General features: G+C 65.6%; 25 protein-coding genes. 5 read left to right on the top strand and 20 right to left on the bottom strand.

The window, feature by feature from the left end; all coding sequences use genetic code 11:
- Window positions 1-305: 305 nt before the first annotated feature.
- The 14 genes from BLEFHOIH_RS03185 to purC form a co-directional block, all read right to left on the bottom strand.
- Window positions 306-3905 (bottom strand): sensor domain-containing phosphodiesterase, encoded by a 3600-nt coding sequence (locus tag BLEFHOIH_RS03185; RefSeq protein ID WP_170936967.1) that lies wholly within the window; start codon window positions 3903-3905, stop codon window positions 306-308.
- Window positions 3906-3940: 35 nt separating this feature from the next.
- Window positions 3941-4528, bottom strand: coding sequence for a GNAT family protein (locus BLEFHOIH_RS03180; protein ID WP_088343147.1), 588 nt, complete (start codon window positions 4526-4528; stop codon window positions 3941-3943).
- An 87-nt stretch (window positions 4529-4615) separates the two neighbouring features.
- A complete protein-coding gene (locus tag BLEFHOIH_RS03175; RefSeq protein WP_088343040.1) occupies window positions 4616-5896 on the bottom strand; it encodes a pitrilysin family protein in 1281 nt (426 codons plus the stop codon).
- A 2-nt stretch (window positions 5897-5898) separates the two neighbouring features.
- Window positions 5899-7308 (bottom strand): threonine synthase, encoded by a 1410-nt coding sequence (thrC, locus tag BLEFHOIH_RS03170; RefSeq protein ID WP_088343039.1) that lies wholly within the window; start codon window positions 7306-7308, stop codon window positions 5899-5901.
- Window positions 7309-7348: 40 nt separating this feature from the next.
- Window positions 7349-8140: an SURF1 family protein gene (locus BLEFHOIH_RS03165; protein ID WP_088343038.1), complete on the bottom strand. Its 792-nt coding sequence runs from the start codon at window positions 8138-8140 to the stop codon at window positions 7349-7351.
- A complete protein-coding gene (locus BLEFHOIH_RS03160) occupies window positions 8127-8519 on the bottom strand; it encodes a DUF983 domain-containing protein (RefSeq protein ID WP_088343146.1) in 393 nt (130 codons plus the stop codon). Before BLEFHOIH_RS03160 ends, BLEFHOIH_RS03165 begins: the two co-directional genes overlap by 14 nt.
- A gap of 98 nt (window positions 8520-8617) precedes the next feature.
- Complete coding sequence (locus tag BLEFHOIH_RS03155; RefSeq protein WP_170936965.1) at window positions 8618-9172, bottom strand: paraquat-inducible protein A; 555 nt, start codon at window positions 9170-9172, stop codon at window positions 8618-8620.
- A gap of 89 nt (window positions 9173-9261) precedes the next feature.
- Window positions 9262-9606, bottom strand: a complete 345-nt coding sequence (gene grxD, locus BLEFHOIH_RS03150) for a Grx4 family monothiol glutaredoxin (protein WP_088343036.1) — start codon at window positions 9604-9606, stop codon at window positions 9262-9264.
- Window positions 9607-9781: 175 nt separating this feature from the next.
- Window positions 9782-10015: a BolA family transcriptional regulator gene (locus BLEFHOIH_RS03145; RefSeq protein WP_088343035.1), complete on the bottom strand. Its 234-nt coding sequence runs from the start codon at window positions 10013-10015 to the stop codon at window positions 9782-9784.
- Between the two features lie 44 nt (window positions 10016-10059).
- On the bottom strand, window positions 10060-12279 hold the full coding sequence (gene purL, locus BLEFHOIH_RS03140) for a phosphoribosylformylglycinamidine synthase subunit PurL (protein ID WP_088343034.1): 2220 nt from the start codon (window positions 12277-12279) through the stop codon (window positions 10060-10062).
- A gap of 359 nt (window positions 12280-12638) precedes the next feature.
- Complete coding sequence (locus BLEFHOIH_RS03135; RefSeq protein WP_088343033.1) at window positions 12639-13043, bottom strand: hypothetical protein; 405 nt, start codon at window positions 13041-13043, stop codon at window positions 12639-12641.
- 46 nt (window positions 13044-13089) lie between these two features.
- Entirely contained in the window at window positions 13090-13779 is a 690-nt protein-coding gene (gene purQ, locus BLEFHOIH_RS03130) for a phosphoribosylformylglycinamidine synthase subunit PurQ (protein ID WP_088343032.1), read from the bottom strand.
- Window positions 13776-14021, bottom strand: coding sequence for a phosphoribosylformylglycinamidine synthase subunit PurS (purS, locus tag BLEFHOIH_RS03125; RefSeq protein ID WP_088343031.1), 246 nt, complete (start codon window positions 14019-14021; stop codon window positions 13776-13778). The genes purQ and purS overlap by 4 nt, the downstream gene beginning before the upstream one ends.
- A 132-nt stretch (window positions 14022-14153) precedes the next feature.
- The gene (purC, locus tag BLEFHOIH_RS03120; protein WP_088343030.1) at window positions 14154-14924 is read right to left on the bottom strand and encodes a phosphoribosylaminoimidazolesuccinocarboxamide synthase; all 771 of its coding nucleotides are present in this window, start codon (window positions 14922-14924) and stop codon (window positions 14154-14156) included.
- Window positions 14925-15261: 337 nt separating this feature from the next.
- On the opposite strand from purC, the gene BLEFHOIH_RS03115 reads away from it, so the two are divergent.
- The 3 genes from BLEFHOIH_RS03115 (at window position 15262) to BLEFHOIH_RS03105 (ending at window position 16741) form a co-directional block, all read left to right on the top strand.
- A complete protein-coding gene (locus tag BLEFHOIH_RS03115) occupies window positions 15262-15591 on the top strand; it encodes a DUF1476 domain-containing protein (protein WP_088343029.1) in 330 nt (109 codons plus the stop codon).
- 1 nt (window position 15592) lies between these two features.
- On the top strand, window positions 15593-16366 hold the full coding sequence (locus tag BLEFHOIH_RS03110; protein WP_088343028.1) for an aldolase/citrate lyase family protein: 774 nt from the start codon (window positions 15593-15595) through the stop codon (window positions 16364-16366).
- 123 nt (window positions 16367-16489) lie between these two features.
- Entirely contained in the window at window positions 16490-16741 is a 252-nt protein-coding gene (locus BLEFHOIH_RS03105; protein WP_088343027.1) for a hypothetical protein, read from the top strand.
- Here BLEFHOIH_RS03105 and BLEFHOIH_RS03100 read toward each other — a convergent pair.
- The 5 genes from BLEFHOIH_RS03100 to BLEFHOIH_RS03080 all read right to left on the bottom strand — a co-directional run bounded on the left by BLEFHOIH_RS03100 (window position 16725) and on the right by BLEFHOIH_RS03080 (window position 21453).
- Entirely contained in the window at window positions 16725-17462 is a 738-nt protein-coding gene (locus tag BLEFHOIH_RS03100; protein ID WP_088343026.1) for an aquaporin, read from the bottom strand. The two genes, BLEFHOIH_RS03105 and BLEFHOIH_RS03100, sit on opposite strands and share 17 nt — an antisense overlap.
- A 152-nt stretch (window positions 17463-17614) precedes the next feature.
- Complete coding sequence (locus BLEFHOIH_RS03095; protein WP_088343025.1) at window positions 17615-17962, bottom strand: hypothetical protein; 348 nt, start codon at window positions 17960-17962, stop codon at window positions 17615-17617.
- A 401-nt stretch (window positions 17963-18363) separates the two neighbouring features.
- Complete coding sequence (purB, locus tag BLEFHOIH_RS03090; protein ID WP_088343024.1) at window positions 18364-19662, bottom strand: adenylosuccinate lyase; 1299 nt, start codon at window positions 19660-19662, stop codon at window positions 18364-18366.
- A gap of 165 nt (window positions 19663-19827) precedes the next feature.
- Window positions 19828-20652: a glutamate racemase gene (murI, locus tag BLEFHOIH_RS03085; protein WP_088343023.1), complete on the bottom strand. Its 825-nt coding sequence runs from the start codon at window positions 20650-20652 to the stop codon at window positions 19828-19830.
- Window positions 20653-20709: 57 nt separating this feature from the next.
- Entirely contained in the window at window positions 20710-21453 is a 744-nt protein-coding gene (locus BLEFHOIH_RS03080) for a DUF2259 domain-containing protein (RefSeq protein WP_088343022.1), read from the bottom strand.
- A gap of 94 nt (window positions 21454-21547) precedes the next feature.
- Between BLEFHOIH_RS03080 and BLEFHOIH_RS03075 the strand changes: the two genes are divergently transcribed.
- Window positions 21548-22930 carry a glutamate--cysteine ligase gene (locus BLEFHOIH_RS03075; RefSeq protein ID WP_088343021.1) on the top strand — a complete coding sequence of 461 codons (1383 nt, stop codon included), beginning with the start codon at window positions 21548-21550 and terminating at the stop codon, window positions 22928-22930.
- Between the two features lie 131 nt (window positions 22931-23061).
- Window positions 23062-24912 (top strand): right-handed parallel beta-helix repeat-containing protein, encoded by a 1851-nt coding sequence (locus BLEFHOIH_RS03070; protein ID WP_088343020.1) that lies wholly within the window; start codon window positions 23062-23064, stop codon window positions 24910-24912.
- A 426-nt stretch (window positions 24913-25338) separates the two neighbouring features.
- On the opposite strand, the gene BLEFHOIH_RS03065 is transcribed toward BLEFHOIH_RS03070, so the two are convergent.
- The gene (locus BLEFHOIH_RS03065; RefSeq protein WP_125461560.1) at window positions 25339-25953 is read right to left on the bottom strand and encodes a DUF937 domain-containing protein; all 615 of its coding nucleotides are present in this window, start codon (window positions 25951-25953) and stop codon (window positions 25339-25341) included.
- Window positions 25954-26368 lie beyond the last annotated feature (415 nt).

Below are 26368 nucleotides of genomic sequence, written 5' to 3'. Positions count from 1 at the left end.
CCGGCTCGGCCTGACGGCCGTCCGGGACGACGGGGAGAGGACCTTCTATACGCAAAGGTCTCCATGGGGAGAGGTCGGCGCGCCAGCGCCGGGTGAGGGGGTAATGCCTATCGGATAATCCGCAACGGGTCGCCGGGATGCGAATCGCGGCCGCGTTCGGTTGAACTTCACGCGTCTAAGAGCCCTCCACGATCCGCAGCCGGACTCCCTCTCCCTTGGGAGAGGGTTGGGCTGCGGCACGGAGCGGCGTGTCGCCTCAAACCAAAAGATTCCCGCGCGAACCCCACCGATCCCCCGCGTCGCGCCTAGCTCCGTCTGCGGCGCTCGCGGACAGGGTCGGTGGATTGGCGGTAGTCGCTCGGGAAATCTGCGCCGACGCCCCCGGACGCCGGGCGCATCTGCGGCGGATAGGGCGGCTGCTGTTGTTGCTGCTGTTGCTGCGGCGGCGACGGCGGCGACGGCGGCTTGCGGTCGCTCGAGGAGAGCAGCGGATCCATTTCCGAGAGACGGCCGCGCAGGGATTGCGCCTCGCGCGCGGCGTTGGCCGGGACCGGCTTCTGGCCGCCGCTGGGGCCCGCGGCGGGCTTCGGGGCGCCGGCAGGCCCGGAAGCGGGCTTCTGCTTCGGCTTGGCGGGGGCCGGGGCGGAGGAGCGCAGCGGGCTGAGCGCCTTCAGCGTGCTGCCGATGGCGGCGCCGGCCTTGGACGGAGCCTGCGCGGCGGCGCCCACCTTTTTCCTCAGCGAGGCGAAAAGGCCGGAGCGCTTCTTGGCGCGCGGGGCCGGCCGCGGTTGCGGCGGAGCGACCGGCACCGGCAGACCGTAAGTGCCCTTGCTGGCGGCGGGAGCCGGCGCGGGCTCCGGAGCCGGCCTCGGCAATTGCGGCACCTCGCGCTCGACGGGCGCCTCCAGCGCCAGGGTCTCGTCCTCGGGCTTCCGCTTCTTCAGCTCGCGCTTGGCGTCGCGCTTGTTCGACTTGGCGAGCGCATTCAACAGGTTCATCACCTCGCGCTCGGTCATCGGCTCGCCGAAATAGAAGCCTTGCGCGTAATCGCAGCCGAGCGCGCGGACATAGGCGACGTCCTCCTCGCGCTCCATGCCGACGGCGACGACATCCTTGCCGAGCTCGCGCGCCATGGCGAGGGCCGCGCGCAGCACGACGGCGCCGGATTTGTTGTCACTGCCATGGCTGATCAGCGAGCGGTCGATCTTGATGGTGTCGACCGCGAGGCGGTGCAGATAGGAGAGCGAGGAATAGCCCGCGCCGAATTCGTCGAGCGCGAGCCCCGCGCCCAGCCCCTTCAGCCAGTCGAGAATCTCGATGGCCTGTTCGGGGTTCTCCATGATGAGCGACTCGGTGACTTCGAGCCTCAGGCAGCCCTTAGGCACGCTCTCGCGGCCGATGATCAGGCGCAGATCCTGCACCAGCTCCTGCTTGAACAGGTGGCGGCTCGACACGTTGACGCTGACGAAGAGCGGATCGTCATTGCGCGGCAAAGTGCGGTGCCAGCGCGCGACCTGCCGGACGGCGCGCTCCATCACATAGGAGCTGAGTTCGGAAATCTGGCCGGTCTCTTCGGCGACGGGGAGGAATTCGGAGGTGCTGAGCGAGCCGAGTTTTGGATGCTGCCAGCGGACCTGCGCGGCAAAGCCGGCAAGCTGCTCGTCGCCGAGCCGCATGATCGGCTGATACAGCACGCGGATCTGGCGCTTCTCGATGGCCTGCTTGAGGTCGTTCTCGATGGTCTCGCGCTCGCCGCGCTCGCCGCGCATTTCCGGCTTGTACAGCTCGATGCGGTCGGCGCCGGAGCGTTTTGCGCGGTACATCGCGGTTTCCGCCTCGCGGACGAGGTCGGCGGGCGTCGCCTGCTGGCCGTCATAGACGGAGATGCCGATGCTGCCGGTCAGCACCACGTCGCGGCCGGCGATCTTCATCGGCGCGCGCAAGGAACGGCGCACGCGCTCGGCCAGCATGGCGATATGGCGCGGCTCGGTCTCGGCGGAAAGCAGCACGGCGAATTGCTCGGAGCCGATGCGGGCGAGCGTATCCTGGGGCCCCAGATGCCGCGACAGCCGGCGCGAGATGGTCAGCAGCATCGAGTCGGAGACGGCGAAATCGGTGGTGCGGCTGATGGTCTGGAAGGTGTCGATGTCGATATAGAGCACGGTCGGCTTGGAGCCGTCCTCATGCGCGCGGGCGATGGCGCAATGGGTGCGGTCGAGGAACAGCTCGCGGTTCGGCAGGCCGGTCAGGCTGTCGTGGATGGCGTTATGCAGCAGCCGTTCCTGCGCCCGCTTCTGGGCGGTGACGTCGCGCAGGAGGCCGGCGCAGCGCAGCGCGCGCGTCTGGCGGGTGGTGACGGCCTGGGCGCGCAGCTCGTAATGCAGATAGCTGCCATCGGCGCGGCGCAGGCGGAATTCGGTGGTGATCTCGCCGCCCTGCTTCTCGCGGATGCCGGCCAGGATCAGCCGCATCCGCTCGCGGTCGGAGGCGTGCAGATGCTGCAGCCAGTCCTCGGCATTGCCGCGCAGCGTGCCCGGCGGATGGCCGAGCGCGGCATCGACATCGGGGCCGACGAAAATGTCGTCGCGCCGCACGTTCCATTCCCAGACCGAGGCGCCGGAGGCTTCCAGCGCCACGACGCGCATCTGAAACTCGCCGGATTCGTCGCCATAGACATGCTCGCCGGTGTGGAAGGCGTATTGCGTGACGGTGAAGCTCAAGAGCGCGACGATCAGCACGAGGCCGGCGTCGAGCGCGGGCACGATCACGTCGCCGGAGAGCTGGCCGAGGATGGTGACCGCCGCGCCGAACAGCCAGACCAGGAACAGCATCCAGGTCGGCAAAAGCGACAGCGCGCGCTCCTGGCCTCGCAAGGCAAGCACCGTCATCAAGAGCGAGCCCATCACCGCGATCGGCACGTAGGAGATGCGGGCAAGGCCGGAGGCGAGCCGGGCGTCGATCAGGGCGAAGCCGATCAGGAAAAGCTGCGCGGCGACCCAGACGCCGAAGACCACGGCGAGCGAGGTGTGCCAGCGCCTGAGCTGCAGGAAGATGTAGATGAACATCACCACGCTGGCGGCGATGGCGGCCTCTGTCGCCGCTCGGTAGACGGCGTTATCGGTGGCGCTGAGCTGGAACAGCTTATGCCAGAAGCCGAAATCGACGCAGAGATAGGCGACGACGCTCCAGGCGACCAGCGCGGCGGCCGGGAAGATGGTGTTGTGGTTGGCGCCGAAAATCGCGGTCAGGTAGATCGCCAGCACGCCGGCGATGCCGAGCAGAATGCCGTTGAACAGCGTCAGGTCGAGGCTCTTCTTGCCGAAGATCGACGGGTTGGCGAGGTAGAGGCGCGGGAAGCCGGCGCCGCTCAGCTCGACGATATAGGTGACGGTCGAGCCCGGCTCGAGCACCAGCTTGTAGACGTCCGCATAGTCGTTCTCGACGCCCTCCGGCTTGAAGCCGAGCGAGACGGTGACGTTCTCGATGCGGGGCGCGTCGAGGTCCGGCCAGATCACATGCGAGCCGACCATGTCGTAGCGCTGGGCCATCAGCCAGAGCGTGACGGCCTGGTCGGTCGGATTGTTGAGGGCAAAGATCGCCCAGTTCGGATTGGTGCCCTCGGTCTTGGCGGAAACCGACATGCGGCCGGCGACGCCGTCCTGGCCGGCGGCGGTCTCCAGGCTCAGGCGGTCGCCGCGGCCTTCATAGAGCTCGCCGAGCAGCGTGATGTCGATGCGCTCCTGGTCCGGGCCGATGACGATGGCTTCGAGCGCCTGGGCCGGCACGGCAAGGCCGAGCCACAAGCCGCCGAGCAAAAGCAGGGCGAGCGGAAGCGCTCCGGCCCGCAGGCGCGCCACGGCACGCGCCAGCCCGATGACGGCCCTCATCCCCTTGGTGACAGACATCCCAACGGTCCCTTCGCCCCAGGCGCTCCCGGCATTCACGAACGCAAATTGTCGTCTATGGCCGCGTAGAGCAGGTGATCTTGCCATAGCCCGTTGATCTTGAGGTATTTACGAGCGAGCCCCTCATGCAGAAAGCCGCAACTTTCCAAAAGCCTTCGCGACGCCTCGTTCGTCGGCAGACAAGCGGCCTCGAGACGATGGAAGCCAAGGGTGTCGAACACGAACGGTACGAGAATGCGGAGCGCAGCCGTCATATACCCTTGCCTGCTATAGGGTGCGCCGACCCAATATCCAATCGAAATCGACTGGCTCACGCCCCTGCGGGCGTTGGTGAGCGTCGCCCCGCCGAGCAGTTTGTTATCACCGTTTCTCAACAGAAAAAAGGCATAGCCCACCCCATCGCGCATATCGCGCTGGTAATGGCGGAGGCGCCGCCGGTAAGCGGAGCGCGTCAGCTCGTCATAGGACCATTCCGGCTCCCAGGGCCGGAGGAATTCCTGGCTCATGCCGCGAAGCTGCGCCCATTCCGCGTAGTCCGACATTTGCGGCACGCGCAGCCATACACGGTCACCCCTGACCAGTGGGCCGCTCTCACTTAACGGAACCGAGCGCAAGAACGCCATGCGCAAAACTCCTTAGGCTCAATTTATGTCTTGTCACATATCCGGACGGAAAACCGAACTGAGCGCGAGCAGGTTTCCCAGAAATAACTAATGTATGGTTTCACGGGCGGAACTGTCCTCGACCGAGCCGCGCAGGCGCTCGGAGACGCCGGCGGGACCGACGCTCGCCGTGACGGGCTGTTTCATGGTGGCGAAGCTGGCGGCGAGCGCTCCGACATCGCCGGCGCTGACGCTGTCGATGCGCTCGATCAGCTCGGCGGTGGTCAATTGGCGGCCGAAAACCAGGGTGTCGCGGGCAATCTGCCCGGCGCGGGCTTCGGAGCTTTCCAGGCTCATCAGCAGGGAGGCCTTGAGCTGGGCTTTCGCCCGCTGCAATTCGGGGGCGTTCGGTCCTTCGAGCGCGACGGCGCGCAACTCCTTCATGATGACCTCGACCAGCTCTTCAATCTGGGTATTGCCCGTCGCCGCATGCACGCCGAACAGGCCGCTATCGGAGAACCCCCAGCCGAAAGCGTGAATATCGTAACATAAACCGCGCCGTTCGCGCGCTTCCTGAAACAGCCGCGAGGACATGCCGCCGCCGAGCAGCACGGAATAAACGAGCGAGGTGAAATAGGCGTCGTCGCGGAACGAGGGCGCCTCGAAGGCGATGACGATATGGCTCTGCTCGAAGCGCCGCGTCAGGCTGCGATGGCCGCCGCCGAAGCGGGCGGGCTCATAGGGGCGGCCCTCGGTTGCCGGGAAGGAGGCGAACAGCGCCTCGGCCTGGGCGGCGATGGCGTCATGGTCGACGGCGCCGGCCGCGCCCAGCACCATGCGCGGCGCGGCATAGGCGGAATGCCGATAGGCGGCCAGATCCTCGCGCGTCAAGGCGCGGACGCTGCCGGGCGTGCCGAGGATGGTGCGGCCGAGCGGCTGGTTCGGATATGCGGCTTCCTGCGCCAGTTCGAAGACGAGATCGTCGGGCGCATCCTGGACGGAGGCGATTTCCTGCAGAATGACCTCCTTTTCGCGCTCCATGTCCTCTTCGGCAAAGAGGGGATTCTGCAGGATGTCACCGAGAATCTCGAGGGCGAGCGGCACGTGCTCGCGCAGCACGCGGGCGAAATAATCGGTGGTCTCGAAGCTGGTCATGGCGTTGACTGCGCCGCCGACCGCCTCGATTTCCTCGGCGATCTGCAGGGCGCTGCGGGTGGGCGTCCCCTTGAAGGCCATGTGTTCCAGGAGATGGGCAAGGCCGTGCTCGCGCGCCAGTTCGGAGCGGGCGCCGGTGTTCACCCAGACGCCGAGCGAGGCGGTCTCCAGATGCGGCATGTTGCAGGTTACGACGCGCAGGCCATTGGCCAGCGTGGTCATTTCGATCGTCATGGTCAGGCCCCTTTCAAGGGCGTGCGGGCGCGCTCGCGGATGAGCCGGCCGACCGCATCGGTCTTGGCATCGGCGGTGATGAAATCTTCGCGGCCGGACAGCGCTCTTTGCAGGCGCTCCGGGATTGCGGGAATGCGGCCGGTCGCACGCTCGACCGCTTCGGGAAATTTGGCCGGATGGGCGGTCGACAGCACGATCATCGGCGCGGAGGCGTCCTGGGGCTCCTTCGCGGCCGCGGCGAGCGCGACGGCGGTGTGCGGGTCGGCGAGATAGCCGGTCTCGGCATGGACGCGGCGCATGGTCTGCGCGGTCTCGGCCTCGTCGGCGCGGTGGGCGGAGAAGATGGCGCGCATATGCGCCAGTTCGCCGGCAGCGAGGGCGAAGGCGCCGGTCTCGGCGAATTCGGCCATCAGGGCGCGCACGCGCTCGGGGTCGCGGCCGCTTGCCTCGAAGATCAGCCGCTCGAAATTGCTGGAGACCTGGATGTCCATGCTGGGGCTGGCGGTCGCCACCACGCCGCGCGGCTCGTAGCGGCCGGTCGCAAGCGTGCGGGCGAGAATGTCGTTGCTGTTGGTGGCGATGACGAGGCGGGCGACGGGCAGGCCCATGGCGCGGGCGGCGTAACCGGCGAAGATGTCGCCGAAATTGCCGGTCGGCACGCAGAAGCGCATGGAGCGATGCGGGCTGCCGAGCGCGGCGGCGGCGGTGAAATAATAGACGGTCTGGGCCATGATGCGGGCCCAGTTGATCGAGTTCACCGCCGAAAGCTGCACCGCGTCGCGGAAGGCCAGATCGCCGAACAGCGCCTTCACGATGCCCTGGCAGTCGTCGAACGTGCCCTTGACGGCGACCGGGTGAACGTTGGGCGCGCCTGACGTGGTCATCTGGCGGCGCTGGGCGTCGCTGACGCGGCCGTCGGGGAACAGCACGAACAGGTCGATGGCGTCGCGGTTCTTGAAGGCTTCGACGGCGGCGGCGCCGGTGTCGCCGGACGTCGCGGCGAGGATGGTGACGCGCTGGCCGGAACGCTTCAGCGAGCGGTCCATCAGCCGCCCGAGGAGCTGCATGGCCAGATCCTTGAAGGCGAGCGTCGGGCCGTGAAAGAGCTCCTGCAGCCACAAGTTGTCGCCAAGCTGCACCAGCGGTACGGTCGCGGCATGGGCGAAATCGCGATAGGCCGCCGTCACCAGCGCCGCGAATTCGTCAGCCGGGATCGCGTCCGCGACGAGCGGCTGCATGAGGCCGGCGGCGGCTCGCGGGTAGCTCAGACCGGCCAGCCCGGCGATTTGGGGCGGAGTGACGCTCGGCCAGCTATTGGGAACGTAGAGGCCCCCGTCGCGGGCCAGCCCCGCCATGAGCACGGCCTCGAAATCGAGGGTTTGCGCCTGGCCGCGCGTGCTGATGTAGTTCAAGCGAAAGTCCTTTGAGGAATTGGGAAACTGTGGCGGGAGACTATACGCTGGATTCCCGCTCCGCAATCTCCGCGTGACCCGCATCAGGGCCGGGCGCAATCCGGCGTTTGCGCGTGTAAATTATGAAAACAACCAGCAATGTGGCCGCCAGACCGAACCAGGTCAGCGCATATTCCAGATGCCGGTTGGGAATCTCCAGCCGGGTGACGCCCCCGCGCGGCCAGTTGCCGGGAACGGGGGCCGCTTCCGCCTCGACGACGAAGGGCTGCGCCTTCGCGGCCAGGTCCGGCGGCAGCGTCGCGATCATCGCCGGGATGTCGCGCCAGAACCAGCGATTGGCGGCGGGCGCATTATCCGGCGTAAACCAGCCCGGTGTCTCCGAGCCGCGGGCGAGGCCGACCAGTTCGACCGTCTCCTCGATCTGGCCGCGCTTGCGGTCCTTCGGCTCCTTCAGCCATTCTGGCACGAAACCGCGATCGACCAGCACGATTTCGCCATTGCCGGTCTGCAACGGCGTCAGGATCTGCCAGCCGGCCTGACCGTCGAGCACCGTATAGAGATGGCGCTCATAATCGTGCAGGAAGCGGCCGACCAGCACCACGCGGTAATAGTCGATGTCCCGGTCCTTGGCCCAGTGCTGCTTGGCCGTCGTCAGCGAGATCGGCTCGTCATGTACGCGGGCATCGATCCGGCTCAGGATGCCGAGCTTCCATTCGCGCCGGTCGAGCTGCCATTTGCCGAGCGCCAACAGCACGACGAGGCCGATCAGCGTCATCACCAGCGGCACCGACAGCAAGCGGTGGGAGATCGGGCTTTTCTCAGACATCGCCATCGGCGCGCCGTCCCTCCGCGGCCCTGTATCGATATTGCAGCGCGACGAGCGTCGCCTTGAACGGCCGCAGCAGAAGGAGCGGCAGCGCGAGTCCCAGCGGCAGCCAGAGCGCGGCGTGAACCCAGAGCGGCGGCTTGTAGGCGATCTCGACGAGGAGCGCGGCGCCCGTCAGCGCAAAGCCGGCGACCAGGATGATGAACACCGCCGGGCCGTCGCCGGAATTGGCCGCATCATAATCGAGGCCGCAGGCGTCGCAATGGTCGGCGAGGCCGAGAAAACCTTTGAACAGCTTGCCCTCGCCGCAGCGCGGGCAACGTCCCATCAGGCCGGCATAGAGCGGCGAAACGGTCGGCGGGCCCTGGCGGTCGATCTCATTCATCACGGCGATCATCAATAGGCCCCGCCTTGGCCGCCGTCACGCTCAATCCGCAAGGCGAAACTGCCTCGCCGTGGCGTGACGGGATCGGCGTCAGGCGCCTATTGCACGGAGCGGCCATTGTGCAATTGCGGCTGCGGCACGGATGTGGCGGCGTCCCGGAGCCGACCGGCGGCGGCGTCGCGCGACATGTCGTGCTCGATGAGGGCGGTCGCGACCATGGTCAGGATGACGGCAGCGGCGAACATATAGATGCCGGGCATCGAAGTGGCGTCGGCGATGTTGGTGTGCTTGGCGTAGAAGATCACCAGCGACAGGACCAGCACGTCCAGCATCGACCATTTGCCGAGCCAGGACAGCCGCCGGAACCAGATCCCGGCGCGGTCCGGCTCGACCTGGCGCATGGCGTAGAGCGCCAGCAGATAGAGCAGCTTGATGAACGGGAAGACGATGGAGAACACGCTGATGATCGCGGCGAGCACGACCTCATCGGCAAGATAGAGCTCGCGCACCACGGAAACCAGCGAATGCACGTCGGTCCAGATATAGAACCGCGTCAGCCGGATGATCGGCAGCGTCAGGCCGAGGACGAGACAGACCGTTGCGGCGACGATAAGAAGCCCGAGCAGAAAGGACTGCCTGCTGCTGCCGCTCATCGGGTCCTGTCTCTCCCGGCCATTGACGCGTCCTGCGGGCGAGGCCGGGATGCCGGCGCTCGCGGCGGGCATGGGAAAAGACGGGGGCGTCACGCCACCGCCTTGGAGACCTCCACGCCCTTCTCGGCCAGATGCTGCTCGAGTTCGCCCGACTGGAACATCTCCGAAATGATGTCGGCGCCGCCGACGAACTCGCCCTTCACATAGAGCTGCGGAATGGTCGGCCAGTTGGTGTAAGCCTTGATGCCTTCGCGCACGCTCATGTCTTCGAGGACGTTGATGTCCTTGAAGTCGATGCCGAGATAATTCAGGATCTGCGTCACGCGGCCGGAGAAACCGCATTGCGGCATCTCTTTGGTGCCCTTCATGAACAGCACCACATTATTGGTCTTGACCTGCTGATCGATCCAGCTCTGTACAGTCTCGGGGCTCATAGTGATCCTTTCGTCGGTGTAAACGCTCTCGCCGTCGCGCCTGCCGGCCGCGGCCCAGTCTCATCCGCGTTTGTTATATGGTACACGAGTTTGCGGATTACGCCCATCGGCTCGAAATGGCAAGCCGGAGCGCGGCGCGCAAGCCCGGATCGGTTTCATCGCCGCGGCCTTACGGCTAGTCCGGCGCGCCCGTCTGCAAGGCGAGAGCGTGCAGCGCGCCGCCCATATTGCCGCGCAGCGCATCGTAGATGATCTGGTGCTGCTGCACGCGCGACTTGCCGCGAAATGATTCCGAGATCACCTGGGCGGCGTAATGGTCGCCGTCGCCCGCCAGATCCTTGATGGTGATCTCCGCGTCGGGCAGTCTGGCGCGGATCAGGTCTTCGATTTCCTTGGCGCTCATCGGCATGGGAGTGACCTTCGAATGGATTCTGCCTTCGAGTCTAAACCAATTCAGCGCTCGCCGAAATAGCGCGGGAACCACGCTTCATGCTCGCCGCGCAGGCGCGCGAGCGGCAGCGGGTCCTCGCCGGGGAGCGCGATGCGGTCGCCGCCGGTCACGCCGATGATGCGGGCGGGAACGCCTGCTGCGCCCGCGCGGGCGACGATGGCGGCGGCGGCATCGGCATCGACGCCGAGCAGATAGCGGCCCTGGTCCTCGCCGAAATAAAGGGCGTGCAGCGGCAGATCGGCGGGCGCGGCGGTCAGTTCGAAGCCGGTATTGCCCGCGAGCGCCATTTCCGCGAGAGCAACCAGCAGGCCGCCGTCGGAGACGTCATGCACGGTATGGCACAGCCCCAGGCGGATCAGCATCCGGACGAGGTCGCCGGCGCGCTTCTCGGCGTCGAGATCGACCGGCGGCGGCGCGCCGTTGAATGCGCCGGTGGCGATCAACTGGTAGATCGACTGGCCGAGATGCCCGCTCGCCGCGCCGAGCAGCACGATGGTCTGGCCCGGCTCGAAGCCGATCGAGGCGCGGGCGGCAAGGTCCGGGATCAGGCCGATGGCGCCGATGCCGGGAGTCGGCGGGATGGCGACGCCGTTGGTTTCGTTATAGAGCGAGACATTGCCCGAGACGACCGGGAAGGCGAGCGCCCGGCAGGATTCCGCCATGCCTTGGATGCAGCCGACGAATTCGCCCATGATCTCCGGCCGCTCCGGATTGCCGAAATTCAGGCAGTCGGTGACGGCGAGCGGGTCGGCGCCGGTGGCGGTCAGGTTGCGCCAGCTCTCGACGATGGCCTGGCGGCCGCCTTCGAACGGGTCGGCAAAGCAATAGCGCGGCGTTACATCGCAGGTGAGCGCGAGGCCCTTCTTGGTGCCGTGCACGCGGACGATGGCCGCATCGCCGCCGGGGCGCTCGACCGTATCGGCCATGACCATGTGGTCATATTGCTCCCAGATCCAGCGGCGCGAGGAGAGGTGGGGCGAGCCCATGAGCTTGAGCAGCGCCTCGGTCGCCGAATTGGCGGCGGGCACCTCGTCCGCGCCGATCAGCGGCAGCGGCTTCCTGAGCTGATAGGGGCGCTCATAGACCGGCGCTTCATCGGCCAGCGCCGGGATCGGAATGTCGGCTTCCAGCACGCCGCGATGGCTGACCTGCAAGCGGCCGGTCTCGGTGGTCTCGCCGATGACGGCGAAATCCAGCTCCCATTTCTTGAAGATGGCGGCGGCCAGCGGCTCGGAGCCGGGGCGCAGCACCATCAGCATCCGCTCCTGACTCTCCGAGAGCATCATCTCGTACGCGTTCATGCCCGTCTCGCGCTGCGGTACGTGGTCGAGATTCAGCGCGATGCCGACGCCGCCCTTGCTGGCCATTTCGACCGAGGAGGAGGTGAGGCCCGCCGCGCCCATGTCCTGGATGGCGATGATGGCGTCTTCCTGCATCAGCTCGAGGCAGGCTTCCAGCAGCAGCTTTTCGGCGAACGGATCACCCACTTGCACGGTCGGGCGCTTTTCCGCCGAGGCGTCGTCAAACTCGGCCGAGGCCATGGTGGCGCCGTGAATGCCGTCGCGCCCGGTCTTGGAGCCGACATAGACGACCGGATTGCCCGCGCCCGCCGCCGCCGAATAGAAGATGCGGCCGGTCGGCGCGATGCCGACGCACATGGCGTTGACGAGGATGTTGTTGTTGTAGCGGGCGTCGAAATTCGTCTCGCCGCCGACGGTCGGCACGCCGATGGCGTTGCCGTAATCGCCGATGCCGCCGACGACGCCGGCCACCAGATGGCGCGTCTTGGGATGGTCCGGCGCGCCGAAGCGCAGCGCGTTCAGATTGGCGACGGGGCGCGCGCCCATGGTGAAGACGTCGCGCATGATGCCGCCGACGCCGGTCGCCGCGCCCTGATGCGGCTCGATATAGGACGGGTGGTTGTGGCTCTCCATCTTGAAGATGGCGGCGAGCCCGTCGCCCAGATCGACCACGCCGGCATTCTCGCCCGGCCCCTGGATCACCTGCGGCCCCGTGGTCGGCAATTGCTTCAGCCAGACGCGCGAGGATTTATACGAGCAATGCTCCGACCACATCACCGAGAAGATGCCGAGCTCGGTGGGGTTCGGATGGCGGCCGAGCAGCTCGACCAGCCGGAGATATTCGTCGGGCTTGATGCCGTGTTCGGCGATCTTGGCGGCGCTTGGCGCTGCTTGGGTCTTCTCGGGCGAATCTGCCGTCATGCCAGGGTCCAGTCTGATGGGTGCGCCCCGATGCGACGTCACATCCGACGGCTTTGGGCAATCGCGGCGGGGCAATGTGAGCGGGGCGGATTCAGCGCCGCCCTGCCTGGAGATCTATACGCGTTCGCGGCTCGGTCAACGGACAGGCTGCGGTTTGTGGCTCACCCCTCACCCGGTCGCTTCGCGCCCGCCCTCTCCCGGAGGCTTCGTCTTGTCGTTCGCCGTAAAGGCTCACGATGGGCGGAGAGGGCCAAAAAACGAGAGGCGCCTTACTTGCCCTCTCCCCTCGAGGGAGAGGGCTCCCGCCGTCAGGCGGGTGGGTGAGGGGGCTGCTTTTTCGTCCGCTGGCGAACCCAATGCTAGTCGACGTCTTCCTGATCGAGCTCGAACTCGGCGATGCCCTGCTTCAGCATTTCCGGCGCCTCTTCCAAGAACTCGTCCTCGTCGTAATATTCGACGTAAGGCGGGAAATAGCCGCCATCATCGACATCGTCCTCGGCCTGATCCTCGCCGAGCGTCGACTGGAAGGTGACGCTGCTATCCTCGTTGATGGTGATCGTCGCCAGCTTTTCCTTGCCGGGCAGATGGGTGATGGCGATGGACGGCTCGGCGCCATCGTTGAGGGTGAATTCCAGGCGGCGGCTCTGGATCTTGTCCTTCAGCTTGCCATGCAGCGCGGCGGTCGCGGATTTCAGGCCCGCCGCGTCCATCTTCGGCATCTGCAATTCGCGTTTCAATTGATCGACTTCGTCATCAAATCCCATAACAGCTCTCCTTGTGTGTTTGAAAGTCGTGAGCGGCAGAAAGCCGCTACTGAAGACCGTTGATCAGGGATTCAAAGAACGGGCGTCCATCGCTGCCGCCCAGATCCTTCTCGATCATGCGCTCGGGATGCGGCATCAGGCCCAGCACGCGGCGGCTCTCGTCGTAGAGCCCGGCGATGTTGCGGCGCGAGCCGTTCGGATTGGCCTCCGGCGTGATCTCGGCGTCGGGCCCGCAATAGCGGAAGGCGACGCGCCCCTCGCCCTCGAGCCGGTCCAGCGTTTCCTCATCGGCGAAATAATTGCCGTCCTTATGGGCGATCGGCAGGCGGATCGCGCGATCCGCCGGGTAGAGCTTGGCATAGAGCGTATCGGTGCGCGCCGCGCGCACATGCACATCCTTGCAGATGAATTTCAGCGAGGCGTTGCGCATCAGCGTGCCCGGCAGAAGGCCGATCTCGGTCAGCACCTGGAAGCCGTTGCAGATGCCGAGCACCGCGGTGCCCTGGCGCGCCTTGGCCGCGACCGCGCGCATGACCGGCGAATGCGCCGCCATGGCGCCGGAGCGCAGATAGTCGCCATAAGAGAAACCGCCCGGCAGAACGATCAGGTCGCTATCGGGAAGCTTGCTGTCGCCGTGCCAGACCATGCGCGGCGCCTTGCCCATGACGGCTTCGAGCGCCACCGCGACGTCGCGATCGCAGTTCGATCCGGGAAAGACGATGACGCTGGCTCTCATGCATCCCCCAGCTCATAGCGGTAATTTTCGATGACCGGATTGGCGAGCAATTCCTTGCACATCCGCTCCAGAGCGGCGCGGGCGCGGGCCGGATCGGTCTCGTTCAGCTCGACTTCGATGAACTTGCCCTGGCGCACGTCACTGACGCCCTCGATGCCGAGGCTTCCGAGCGCGTTGGCGATCGCCTTGCCCTGCGGGTCGAGCACGCCGTTCTTCAATGTTACAGTCACGCGGGCCTTCATGGCGCACCCTTTATGCCGATGCCTGTTCGATAGCGCCCGGTCGCTCCGGCCAGTCGGAACGGGGCCCTATCGTCTTGCGGATCATGGTCTTTGCCACAAAATCGGTCCCCGATCCTGCGGATCATGCCTAGCCTATTTGGAGCGCACCAGCACCGGGCCGGAGGCCTTGGGCTGGCCATTCTCCACAAGAATGCCGAGACGGCGCGCCACCTCCTGATAAGCCTCGACCAATCCGCCCAAATCGCGGCGGAAGCGGTCCTTGTCGAGCTTATTCTTGGTCTCGATGTCCCACAGGCGGCAGCAATCCGGGCTGATCTCGTCGGCGAGCAGCACGCGCACCATTTCGTTGTCGAACAGCCGGCCGAATTCGATCTTGAAGTCCACCAGACGAATGCCGATGCCGAGGAACAGACCCGAGAGGAAATCATTGATGCGCAAGGCCAGCGCCATGATCTCGTCGATTTCCTGCGGATTGGCCCAGCCGAACGCGGTGATGTGCTCCTCGGAGACCATCGGATCGCCCAGCTTGTCGTTCTTATAGTAGAACTCGATGATCGAGCGCGGGAGCTGGGTGCCCTCTTCCAGGCCGAGGCGCTGCGCGATCGAGCCGGCCGCGGTGTTGCGCACCACGACTTCGAGCGGGATGATCTCCAATTCCCGGATAAGCTGCTCGCGCATGTTCAGCCGGCGCATGAAATGCGTCGGGACACCGATTTCGCCAAGGCGCGTGAACAAATATTCCGAAATCCGGTTGTTCAGGACGCCTTTGCCCTCGATTCGCTCGTGCCGCTTGCCATTAAAGGCGGTGGCGTCATCCTTGAAATGCTGGATCAGGGTGCCGGGCTCGGGTCCTTCGTAAAGGATCTTCGCCTTCCCCTCGTAGATCTTGCGACGCCGGTTCATCGGGATCGAACCTCGCTATGGTCAAATGCAAAACGGCCGCGTAGCGTAAAGCACGCGGCTTTCGAGATATGGCATATATGGCGTGACGGCAGGGCGAACAAGCGGACAGCGTCATGGCTTCGCATGGGCGTTCGCGGTCCCCGGCTCGAGTCATGCCCCTAGGCAGGGCGACCCTAGCGGTTTTGAGCCCATGAAACAATCTTTTGATGAAATGCCGATGAACGGGTCCACCCGCGTTGAATTGCCTGGCGTGGCGCGTTATGTCACATCATTCTTGCCGGGGTGTGCGATTTGAGGCTGCGTGCGCCTTGGCCTGCAGGATTGGAGAGGATTGCCGATGACGACCTTCGAGGAGCGGGAAAAGGGTTTTGAGCGCAAATTCGCCCATGACGAGGAGCTGCGGTTCAAGGCAACCGTGCGCCGCAACAAGCTTTTCGGGCTGTGGGCGGCGCAGAAGCTCGGCCTGTCCGGCGATGAGGCCGAGGCCTATGCCAAGACCGTGGTGAAGGCCGATTTCGAGGCGCCGGGCGATGACGACGTGCTGCGCAAGGTGCGCGGCGATCTGGCCGCCAAAGGTGTCGATATGTCCGACAGCGAGTTGCAGCGCGTGCTGAGCGAGATGATGGTCGAGGCGATGCGGCAGATCGAAGCCGACAAGGCGTCCTAGCATGAATGCGGAGGTCGGCGGCGGCCCGATTCGCGCAAAAGTGGCGGCGGGCAAGCCGCTGTTCAACGCCTGGCTGTCGCTGGGCGCGGCCTTCGCGGTGGAACTGGTGGCGGAGGCCGGGGCCGACCTCGTCACCATCGACCAGCAGCACGGCATCGGCGGCCATGCCGAGATGATGGGCTGCCTGACCGCGGCGACGGCGGGCGGCGTTCCGGCGCTCGTCCGCGTCTCGGTGAATGACAGCGGGCTGATCGGCCGGGCGCTGGACGCCGGCGCGCATGGCGTGATCTGCCCGATGATCAACACCGCCGAGGACGCCGCCGCCTTCGTCGGCTCGGTGAAATTCCCCCCGCTCGGCCGCCGCAGCCTCGGGCCGTTCCGCGCCCGGCTCGCCATGCCCGATTATTTCCGCGCCGCGAACGGCTGGACCATCGCCTGCGGCCAGATCGAAACGCGGACCGCGCTCGGCAATCTCGACGGGATATTGTCGACCGCCGGGCTGGACATGATCTGCGCCGGGCCGAACGATCTGGCGCTGACCCTGTCCGGCGGCGCCCATAGCGACATCCGCGCGCCCGAAGTCATCGAGGCGCTGGATCTGCTGCTGGCGAAATGCAGGGAACACGGCGTCATCAGCGCCATCTTCGCGAACGACGCCGCCTATGCTAAATCCATGATCGCCAAAGGCTGGCAAGTGGTGACGATCTCGACGGAAGCGCGCTGGCTGAGCGAGGGCGCCAGAGCCGCACGCCGCGTGATCGACGGGGTGGAGTAAGAATACGACGGGCCAAGCGCTCTCTCCGAGTGGGAGAGGGAAAGAATGCCGATGCGGCGAGTACCGGCGCTATGGAAAGACGGGGCATATTCTGGCGGCGATGCCGCCGTTGGGGGACGTGTCATGAGTATTGTTTATAATCTGCTGCTGCTTGCGCTGGTCTTCGTCGTTCTGAAAACCATCCAGATCGCCTTCGATTTCAGCTACAGCACCTATAAATCCATCACCATCCATAAAAGCATGCAGCACGCCTTCAATCCCGGCCTCGGCTACCGGCTGAAGCGCGGGCTGGTCGGCGACATCGTCTATTTCATCGCCGGCATCGTCGTGGCGGTGAATGCCGACGCCATCCGCGCGCTTATTGCGGGAGCGTAGGCGACAGGCGGGTGACGACCGGCTGGGTGACGACGACCGCCTGATGCTGCTCGTCCTGGATCCAGCGGGCGAGCAAGCCGCCGAGCACGCCGCCGAGGATCGGCGCCAGCCAGAACATCCAGAGCTGCCCGATGACATCGGAGCCGCCGTACATCGCCGCCGCCGTCGAGCGCGCGGGGTTGATCGAGGCATTGTCCACCGGGATCGCGATCAGGTGGCAGAGCGTCAGCATGAGGCCGATGGCCAGCGGCGCGAGCATTTTCGGCGCGCGCTCCGAGGTCACGCCGACGATGACGAAGACGAACAGCGCCGTCAGCACGATCTCGGCGACGAAGACCTGCGACATGCCGAAGAACTTGCCGCCAAAGGCGTTGGAGACCTGGGTGAAGCTGTTGAAGGTCCCGTCCGCCGGAGCCCCCGACAGGATGAGCGCCAGCACGCCGGCGGCGGCGCAGCCGCCGAGCAGTTGCGCGACGATGTAGCCGGGCGCTTCCGATGGCTTGAACCGGCCGGCCGCGACCAGTCCCAGCGTCACCGCCGGATTGAAATGCCCGCCGGAAATATGGCCGACCGCGTAGATCATCGCCAGGATCGAAATCCCGGCGGCGAGCGCGACCGCGATCAGCCCGGCCGAGGGCGCGGAGAACAGCGCGGTGCCGCAGATCGCCAGGATGAGTGAGAAAGTACCAACGAACTCGGCAGCCAGGGCTTTGTGAAACACGTCCGGTCTCCTGTGTTCAGGAGCGGATTATTGCGGGGCGGGGTTAGGATTTGATGGGCGAATTGGGTGGGATTTTAAGGGCTGCGTAGATGAATGCGAAAAGCCCGGCGGGATGAACCGCCGGGCCGCTGTGAAGCCTCTATCGCCGCCAATTAGTAGCAATAGCGGCGGTGGTGCCACCAGTAATAGCCATCCGGGCATCCGAACGGGAAGAACCCGTAGAAATGGCGATGACGGCGGTGGCCGTAATAGCGGCGATGGCGATGCCCGCCGTAATAATGGCGTCCGCGATGGCCGCCGAAATGGCGGCGTCCGCCGCCGCGATGGCCCCAATGACGGCCGCGGCGGTGGTCGCGGACCTGTTCGAGCAGCGGCTTTGTCGCCGACGGGGCGACATCGACGGCCGGCGCCACAGCCGGGGCGGCGTTGGCGGCGGGAGTGGTGGAAAATGACGCGCCCATGGCTAGCAGCATGGCGCCAATAAAGATCGATTTTCGCATCTGGACCTCTCAATCGTAGCTACCCGCGTCTGCGCGCATCTACGTGCATGGGGAGCTTAGGTACAAATACGGACGAAAGGCAGCAAACGTTCCAGTTCTCACGGGAAGTTGACGGCATTGATACAAATACGTCCAAGGTTGCAGAGATTGCGGAGGATGCAACCCACGCAAATTCAAGCAGAATCGAGGCATATTTCCATAATTTATGTCATCTATATATGACAACGGCATAAATAATTACAAATTTACTCGGGAACCTACGGGGCGCAGGCAGGTTTATGAATTACGCCACCGCGAAACACCGTAATTACGGCAAGTGCTTTCGGGAAAATCTGCAAAGGCTGCGCGAGACCGCTGCCGAGGGGCCGGATTGAGCGATAGCCTTTGCAACGCTGGCGGTTTTATGCGGCGCCGAAGACCCGGCCGAAGATCTCGTCCACCGCCTTGGTATGATAGCCGAGGTCGAACAGCGCCTCGATCTGCTCCGGCGTCAGCGCTTTCGCGACCTCGGCGTCGGCCTTCAGCAGCGTCATGAAATCGCCGCCGCCCTGCCAGCTTTGCATGGCGCTCTTCTGCACCAGGCGATAGGCGTCCTCGCGGCTGACCCCGGCCTGGGTCAGCGCCAGCAGCATGCGCTGCGAATGCACGATGCCGCCGAGCTTGTCCAGATTCGCCTGCATCCGCTCCGGATAGACCACCAGCTTGTCGATGACGCCGGCGAGCCGCGCCAAGGCAAAGTCCAGCGTCACGGTGGCATCCGGGCCGATCATGCGTTCGACCGAGGAATGCGAAATGTCGCGCTCATGCCAGAGGGCGACGTTTTCCATGGCCGGCAGCGCATAGGCGCGCACCATGCGGGCAAGGCCGGTCAGGTTCTCCGTCAACACCGGATTGCGCTTATGGGGCATCGATGACGAGCCCTTCTGGCCGGGCGAGAAATATTCCTCCGCCTCGCCGACTTCGGTGCGCTGCAAATGCCGGATCTCGATAGCGAGGCGCTCGACCGACGATGCGATCACGCCGAGCGTCGCGAAATACATGGCGTGGCGGTCGCGCGGGATGATCTGGGTGGAGACCGGCTCCGGCTTCAGGCCGAGTTTTTCCGCGACATAGGCTTCGATGCGCGGGTCGATATTGGCGAAAGTCCCGACCGCGCCGGAGATCTTGCAGGTCGCGACCTCGGCGCGCGCCGCAACCAGCCGCTCCCGGCCGCGCGCGAATTCGGCATAGGCATAGGCGAGCTTGACGCCGAATGTGGTCGGCTCGGCGTGGATGCCATGGCTGCGGCCGATGGTGACGGTGTTCTTATGCTCCAGCGCCCGGCGCTTCAGGGCCGCCAGCAGTGCGTCGACGTCCGCAATCAGCAAATCGGCGGCGCGGACGAGCTGGACGTTCAGGCAGGTGTCCAGCACGTCGGAGGAGGTCATGCCCTGATGCACGAAGCGGGCTTCCGGGCCGACATGCTCGGCAAGGCTGGTCAGGAAGGCGATGACGTCATGCTTCACCTCGCGCTCGATCTCATCGATGCGGGCGATGTCGAAGCCGCCGCGCGCCCGCACCGCCTGCGCCGCCTCGCGCGGCACGATGCCCAGCTCCGCCATGGCTTCGGTGGCCAGCGTCTCGATCTCCATCCAGATGCTGAAACGGGTTTCCGGCGACCAGATGTCGGCCATTTGCGGCCGGGAATAGCGTGGGATCATGATGGTGTTCCAAAGCAGAATTCGTGGCGACCCCTCACCCGCCCGCGTCGGCGGGAGCCCTCTCCCGCAAGGGGGCAAGGCAGGGCCTCGTTCCTTTTGGCCCTCTCCCCTCGCGGGAGAGGGCGGGCGCGAAGCGACCGGGTGAGGGGGCTTTCGCGCGCGAGACTAATGAGTTTGTCCCTCATTGGCCAGCGCCAGGCGGTAAGCCTTCAGCAGCGCGGCCAGTTCCGGCGTCGGCGGCTTGCCTGAGGTGAAGATCGCCCGCCCCGGATCGCGCGCGGCGCCGACGCCGACGGCAAAGCCGAGATCGGCGAGCACATTGGCGGTGCGGCGAGCAATCGCGGGCGCCGGGTCGAGCCAGGCGACCGGCCAGGGCGCCAGCCGCTCGAACTGCTCCAGCAGCAAGGGATAATGCGTGCAGGCCAGCACCACGACGTCGGTGCGCGCGCCGTCCGCCTCGATGAAGCAGGGCGCGATCTCGGCCAGGATCGCGGCATCCTCGACCTCGCCGCCGGTCATGATCGTCTCGGCAAGGCCGGCGAGCTTCGAGGAACCGGCGAGCGTAAACGTCCGCCCCTGGCCGAATTCGGCGATCAGGGCGCGCGTGTAATCCCGCCGCGCCGTCGCCGAGGTGCCGAGCACGGAGACCAGGCCGCTGCGGCTCAGAAGCGCGGCCGGCTTCACCGCCGGCACCGTGCCGACGATGGGCTGGCGAAATGCCGCGCGCAGGGCCGGCAGCACGGCGGTCGAGGCGGTGTTGCAGGCGACGACGATGGCGTCGGGCGCGAATTCGGCGACTGGGGCGGCCAGAACCTCGCAGGTCCGCGCGATCAGCGCGTCATCGGCCAGCGCGGAATAGGGAAAGCGCGCATCGTCGGCCAGATAGGCGACGTCGGCTTCCGGGACGGATTGGCGGAGCGCGCGCAGGACGGTCAGCCCGCCCAGCCCGCTATCGAAAATCAGAAGGCGCGGCGCGCGCGATTGCGGCATGGCCCCTCGGCTTCGGTCAGAGTGCGATGAGATCGATCGCGCTCCCATAGCCCACAATTACGGCCACGGCAAACGGTGGGTCACGGCGAGATAGCGGCCGTCCGGCTCCTCGAAGCCGCGCTTGGTGTACAGCACCAGCACCGCCAGGGTGGTCTCCTCGTCGCCGTCATAGGCGTAGACGTCCGAAATCGCATAGCTGAGCGGACAGCCGCGGCCGGGCGGCAGCTGCTGCTCGTCGTGGAGAATGGCGGGCTCCTCCCCCTTGCGCTCCAGCCGCAGCGTAAAGCCTTTCGGCGGTATGTCGAGCTGCTTGGCGCAATCCTCCGAGGCGATCGGCTTCTCGTTCAGGATCAAAGTCACGGGCTCCTGGTCTGGCGCGGCAAAGCGATAGGTGACGTTCACCACCACCCGGTGCGGATCGGCGCTGAGCTCATTGCGGGGATTGCTGGCCAGATCGATGCCCGGTTCGGTGATGCGAAGCCTGCTCAGCAAGCGCTGCGCCTGACGCCGCGCTGCCCTGCGCACCTGGGCGAGGCTCGCCCTTTGACTGACCGACGATTTGCGGATAGGGGTGCCGGGCACCGGGCTGTCATTCTCGCTGTCGATGATGAAAATTTCGGCATAGGCGCCATCGACGGCGTCGAACATCCCATATTGCTCGAAGGCGAAATAGCGCCCGTCGGTCGAGAAGCCGATAACGCTGCGCGAGGCATACTCGCCGCCACGAGCATTTGATGTGGAAAGGGCCGACAGAAGTAGGATAATTAGGACAGTGCGTTCGATATATCTGATCGCGGTCATGCGGGCAGCCTTTGCGGCGAAACGCGCCTTGCTCGACCGATGCGGGCGAACCGATCTTAGGCAGCCGGTCTAAACAAAAGGCAAAGGAACTTGTATGGTCGCAGTCGAGGGGGACGCGGCGAGCCAGCCGGTCGAGAGCCGCGCGCAATTGGCGGCCTATTTGGAATCCGGCGGCAAGCCGCAGGAGGCATGGCGGATTGGCACGGAGCACGAGAAATTCGGCTTCCATACGGCAGACCTGTCGCCGGTGCCTTATGACGGCCCCTCGGGCATCGCCGCGCTTCTGCATGAGATGGGCAAGCGCTTCGGCTGGGAGCCGGTCTATGAGGGCGAGAACATCGTCGCGCTGAAGGACCCGAGCTGCGATCTCGGCGGCTCGATCACGCTGGAGCCGGGCGGGCAATTCGAATTGTCGGGCGCGCCGGTGCGCGACCTGCACGAGACCTGCGCCGAAGTGAACACCCATCTCTATCAGGTCCGCGACGCCGGCAGCGCGCTCGGCATCGGCATGCTGGGCCTCGGTTTTTCGCCGAAATGGACGCGCGCCGAGGTGCCGCGCATGCCGAAGGGGCGCTATGGCATCATGTCGGCCTACATGCCCAAGGTCGGCAAGCTCGGCCTCGACATGATGTACCGCTCCTGCACGGTGCAGGTGAATCTCGACTTCGCCGATGAAGCCGACATGGTCAAGAAGCTGCGCGTCAGCCTCGCGCTGCAGCCGGTCGCCACGGCATTGTTCGCCAATTCGCCCTTTACCGAGGGCAGGCCGAACGGCTTTCTGTCCTTCCGCAGCCAGGTCTGGCTCGACACCGACAAGGCGCGCACGGGCATGCTGCCCTTCGCCTTCGAGGACGGCATGGGTTTTGAGCGCTATGTCGACTACGCGCTCGACGTGCCGATGTATTTCGTCTACCGCGATGGCCGCTATATCGATGCCTCCGGTGCCTCCTTCCGGGATTTTCTGGCCGGCAAGCTGGCGCAACTGCCCGGCGAGCGGCCGATCATGTCCGACTGGACCGATCATCTCACCACGCTGTTCCCCGAAGTCCGCCTGAAGAAGTTTTTGGAAATGCGCGGCGCCGATGGCGGACCGTGGCGCCGGCTCTGCGCCTTGTCCGCGCTGTGGACGGGCCTCCTCTACGACCGCGCCAGCCTCGACGCCGCCTGGGCGCTGGTCAAGGACTGGACCGCCGAGGAGCGCCAGGCCATGCGCGACGCGGTGCCCCGGCGCGCGCTCTATACGCCGTTCCGTGACGGGACGATCCTGCCGATCGCCCGCGACATGGTCGAGATCGCCAAGCAGGGGCTGGCGCGGCGCAACCGCCTGAACGGCTCCGGCGACGACGAGACCATCTTCCTGGAGAGCCTCGAAGAGATCGTCGCCAGCAAGATGACGCCCGCCGAATTGCTGCTGCAGAAGTTCGAGCATGAGTGGAAAGGCGATATCGACCGCATCTTCACGGCCGAAGCCTATTAGAGACACCGTTTGAAAAGCGTGGCGCCTTCGCAACTTGACGTTGTATCGCTACGTGAATCACGCATCTATGCCGAGAGCAGGCCGCAATCCGCGTCGAGCATCGAAGCGGAGGCCTACCATCGGAGGGCTGGATGCCGCGCAAGGACCGGGTTGCCGCGATTTTGATGGCGGGGTGCGTTTCGTGCGTTGGCGGGCTCGCTCCGGCGGAGGCGCAAGACGCCGGAACGCCGGAAGGCGCCGCGATCCTCCCTGGCGATAAGTTCGGGCCGTGGATCGAGTTCGGCGGCTTCGGCTCCAACCGCAGCGATGCCGAGCGCGGCGAGGCGACCTTATGGGCGCCGCTGATGCAGGACGGCCGCTCGCTGGTGTTCACCGACATTCGCGGCAGCTTCATGGACGAAACCACCCGGGAGGGCAATTTCGCGCTCGGCTTCCGCTATGTCGGCGACAATGGTTGGAACCCGGGCGTCTGGGTCAGCTATGACCGGCTGCATTCGCAATATGGCCAGGATTTCAACCAGATCTCCTTCGGCCTCGAAGCGCTGTCGGCCAATTACGATCTGCGCCTCAACGGCTACGCGCCTGTGAACACCTCCGAATTCGTGTCCAATACCACCACCGCCGGAACGGGCGGCGGTCTTGAGGTCATCGACGGCGATCTGCTGTTCGTGCCGGGGCTGTCGACGCTCAACAGCCTGTATGAGCTCGCCTTTTGGGGCCTCGACGGCGAGGTCGGCTTCCGGGTGCCGCTGGAGCGGTTCGGCTTCGGCTTCGGCCTCGAGCCCTCTGTCACCGGCAGCCTGAAGGATGGCGAGGCGCCGCCCGCGCTGCGCTATAACGATCTGCGTATCTTCGTCGGCGGCTATTATTTCGATCATGACGAGTTCCGCGATCCCATCGCCGGCCCCCGGGTCAGGGCGGAATGGCGGGTTGAGAACTTTTTGGAGGATTGGCAGGGTTCCCGCCTGACCTTCGAGGCCGGCTACCAGACCGATGACGTGCGCGACGATCAGGTCGAGGTCGGGCTGCGGCTGCGCATCCCGCTCGGCGGCAAATACGCGACGCCCTTCTACGCCCTCTCGCCGCAGGAACGGCGGATGACGGAAGGCCTGCGCCGCGACCGCGACATCGTCACCGAGACCAGGGTCGTGCGCAGCACGCTCGGCGGCGGACCGCCCCAGCCGGTCGAAGATGCCGTCACCGGCGTCGATTTCGACAGCATCACCTTCGTGCAGAACGGCGTCGACCTGACCGCCGCGCTCGCCGCCGCCGGGGGCAACGCGCTGCTGGTCGCGTTCGGCGGCGCCACCAATTTCGGCCCGACCGTGATGGTGGCCAATCAGACGCTGCTCGGCGGCGGCGGTCTGCTGCAGGTGCGCAGCCGCACCACGGGCCTGCTCTACACTTATGCGGCGCCAGGCACACGGCCGACATTCCAAGCCGATCAGGCGCCCGGCATCACGGCGGCCAACAACGCGCATATCAAGAGCGTGAACATTACAGGCGGCGCCATCGGCATCCTGGCCCAGGGTCCCGACCGGGTTGTCGTGGACGACGCCAATATTACAGGCTCCGTGTTCGGCCTCTCCAGCAATGGCAGCGGGTCCACCCTCACCGTGCGCAATTCGTTCATATCGGGCGGGAGCGCCGGCATCGTGTCGGGAGACTCGAACCAGACGCTGCTGATCGAGAACAATGTCTTTGACAATCTGGGGACGGGCGTCGTCATCGGCGACGCCTCCGGAGGGGTCACCAGCGCCAATATTACCGCGATCGGCAACACCTTTACGGGCGCCTTCACCAACTATCTCCTGACCTTCCCCAACGGCACCGTCAATCAGCTTGCCGGGAGCGTCGGCAATGTGGATGCCACCACCGTGAGCAATGGCATCTGCATCAGAGACTTCTTCATGACGCTGAACGGGTCCATCCAGTTCGTGGGCGGCCAGCGCGCCTCGGCAACGACCTGCGCCATCCCTTAGGGCATTGCCGCGGCCGCGAGCCGGGATCTGACGAAAACGCGCGCCAATGCAAGGAAGCCGGCGCGCGTTTTGTGTGAAATCTAAGGGTCACGGCTATTGAACGGGTTCGCAGCCAAGTCCCCTCTCCCCTGGGAGAGGGCTAGGATGAGGGGTTCGTGCCTCACCGATAGTCTACAACCCCTCACCCGGCGCGCTTCGCGCGCCACCCTCTCCCATGGGAGAGGGGAGGCTCCACGCATCGGATGCCGAGAATGATGTCGGCGCTGGACGATGCCGGCGGCGTTCCCGTCCGCGAAGCCGAGGGAAACGCGAACCCCGGCTCAAGGCCGGGGCGATGCGATAATCCGATGGACGTCGATGGGAAAAGCGGGCGCGGCGGTGCCGGCGGCCAGAGCACTAGGCTCCGGCCCTCGCACCGTCTTGCCGTCAGGCCGCGCGCTGGTTGTCCGTCCGCGCGAAGAGCGAGCTGATGACCTCGGAGAGGCTGGCGCGGCGTTCCTGCTGGCGGGCGCGGCTGGTCAGACGGTGGCGGCGGATCTCCACCGCCAGCGCCTTATAGGGGTTGGCCATCGCCACCTGATCGGCCCGGCCTTGCGAGATGCGGTGCAGGATCGAGCGCAGCGGCTGGCGCGTTTTTAGCTCGATGGCGCCCAGCGCCAATATGGCGATATAGGGCAGCATCCGCTCCAGCAAAGGCGGCGCGAGCGGCAGCACCTTGGCGCGGTTCTCGATGATCTTGCGCAGATGCGCCGCATTCGGGAACAGCGTCGCCAGGATCGCGCGCCCGTCGGCCTCGACCTGCGGATGGCCGAAAATGCCGGGATCGGCGAGATAGCGGTCATGCCGGCGGGTGCCGACGAAATCGAGGAAATTGATCAGCCCTTGCGAAGTGTCCATCCGCCGCGAGATGCTCTTGATCATGGGTGGGAGGAAATAACGAACAACCTGGGCGGCCAATTCATCATTGATGCCGAAGGCGGCTCCCATATTAGCGAACACCCGTCCCCCCTGGGCGCCGGCAATGGTGCGGAAAAGTCTCATCCGGTCTCTCTCGTAATGCCTGGCTGAGAGACGCCTATGGCGTCCCGAAAGCGCTAGTCACACGCAAGACGCAACGAACCGAACGCAAAGCGAATACATTGCAAACCAATACAACCGGCGGCCGGGCCGCCATCCCGAGCGGTTGCACGAAGCAGCCGCGAATCACACGCATTAAGGAAGTGTAAGGGAATTTAGGCGCAACCCGATGCGCGACCACCGCTATCCACAGGCACGGATGCCGATTGGCCACGCGACTGTGGCGCGCGGGGCACAGACGCTGGGGTGCGAATGGGCGGCTGATTTGGCGGAGAGGGCCTTGCCGCGAGCACAGCGCTTGTGGCGGCCCTTCCGGGCATTCGCCGAACGAAGCCGATACATCGGCGCCTTGCGCCGATGTATCTAAGTGTCCGCAAAT

Source organism: Rhodomicrobium sp. R_RK_3 (genome assembly GCF_002198715.1).
In the GTDB taxonomy this organism is placed as follows: Bacteria; Pseudomonadota; Alphaproteobacteria; order Rhizobiales; family Rhodomicrobiaceae; genus R-RK-3.
Note: the sequence above shows the minus strand (reverse complement) of the source record. Positions and strands in the feature narration are given on the sequence as shown.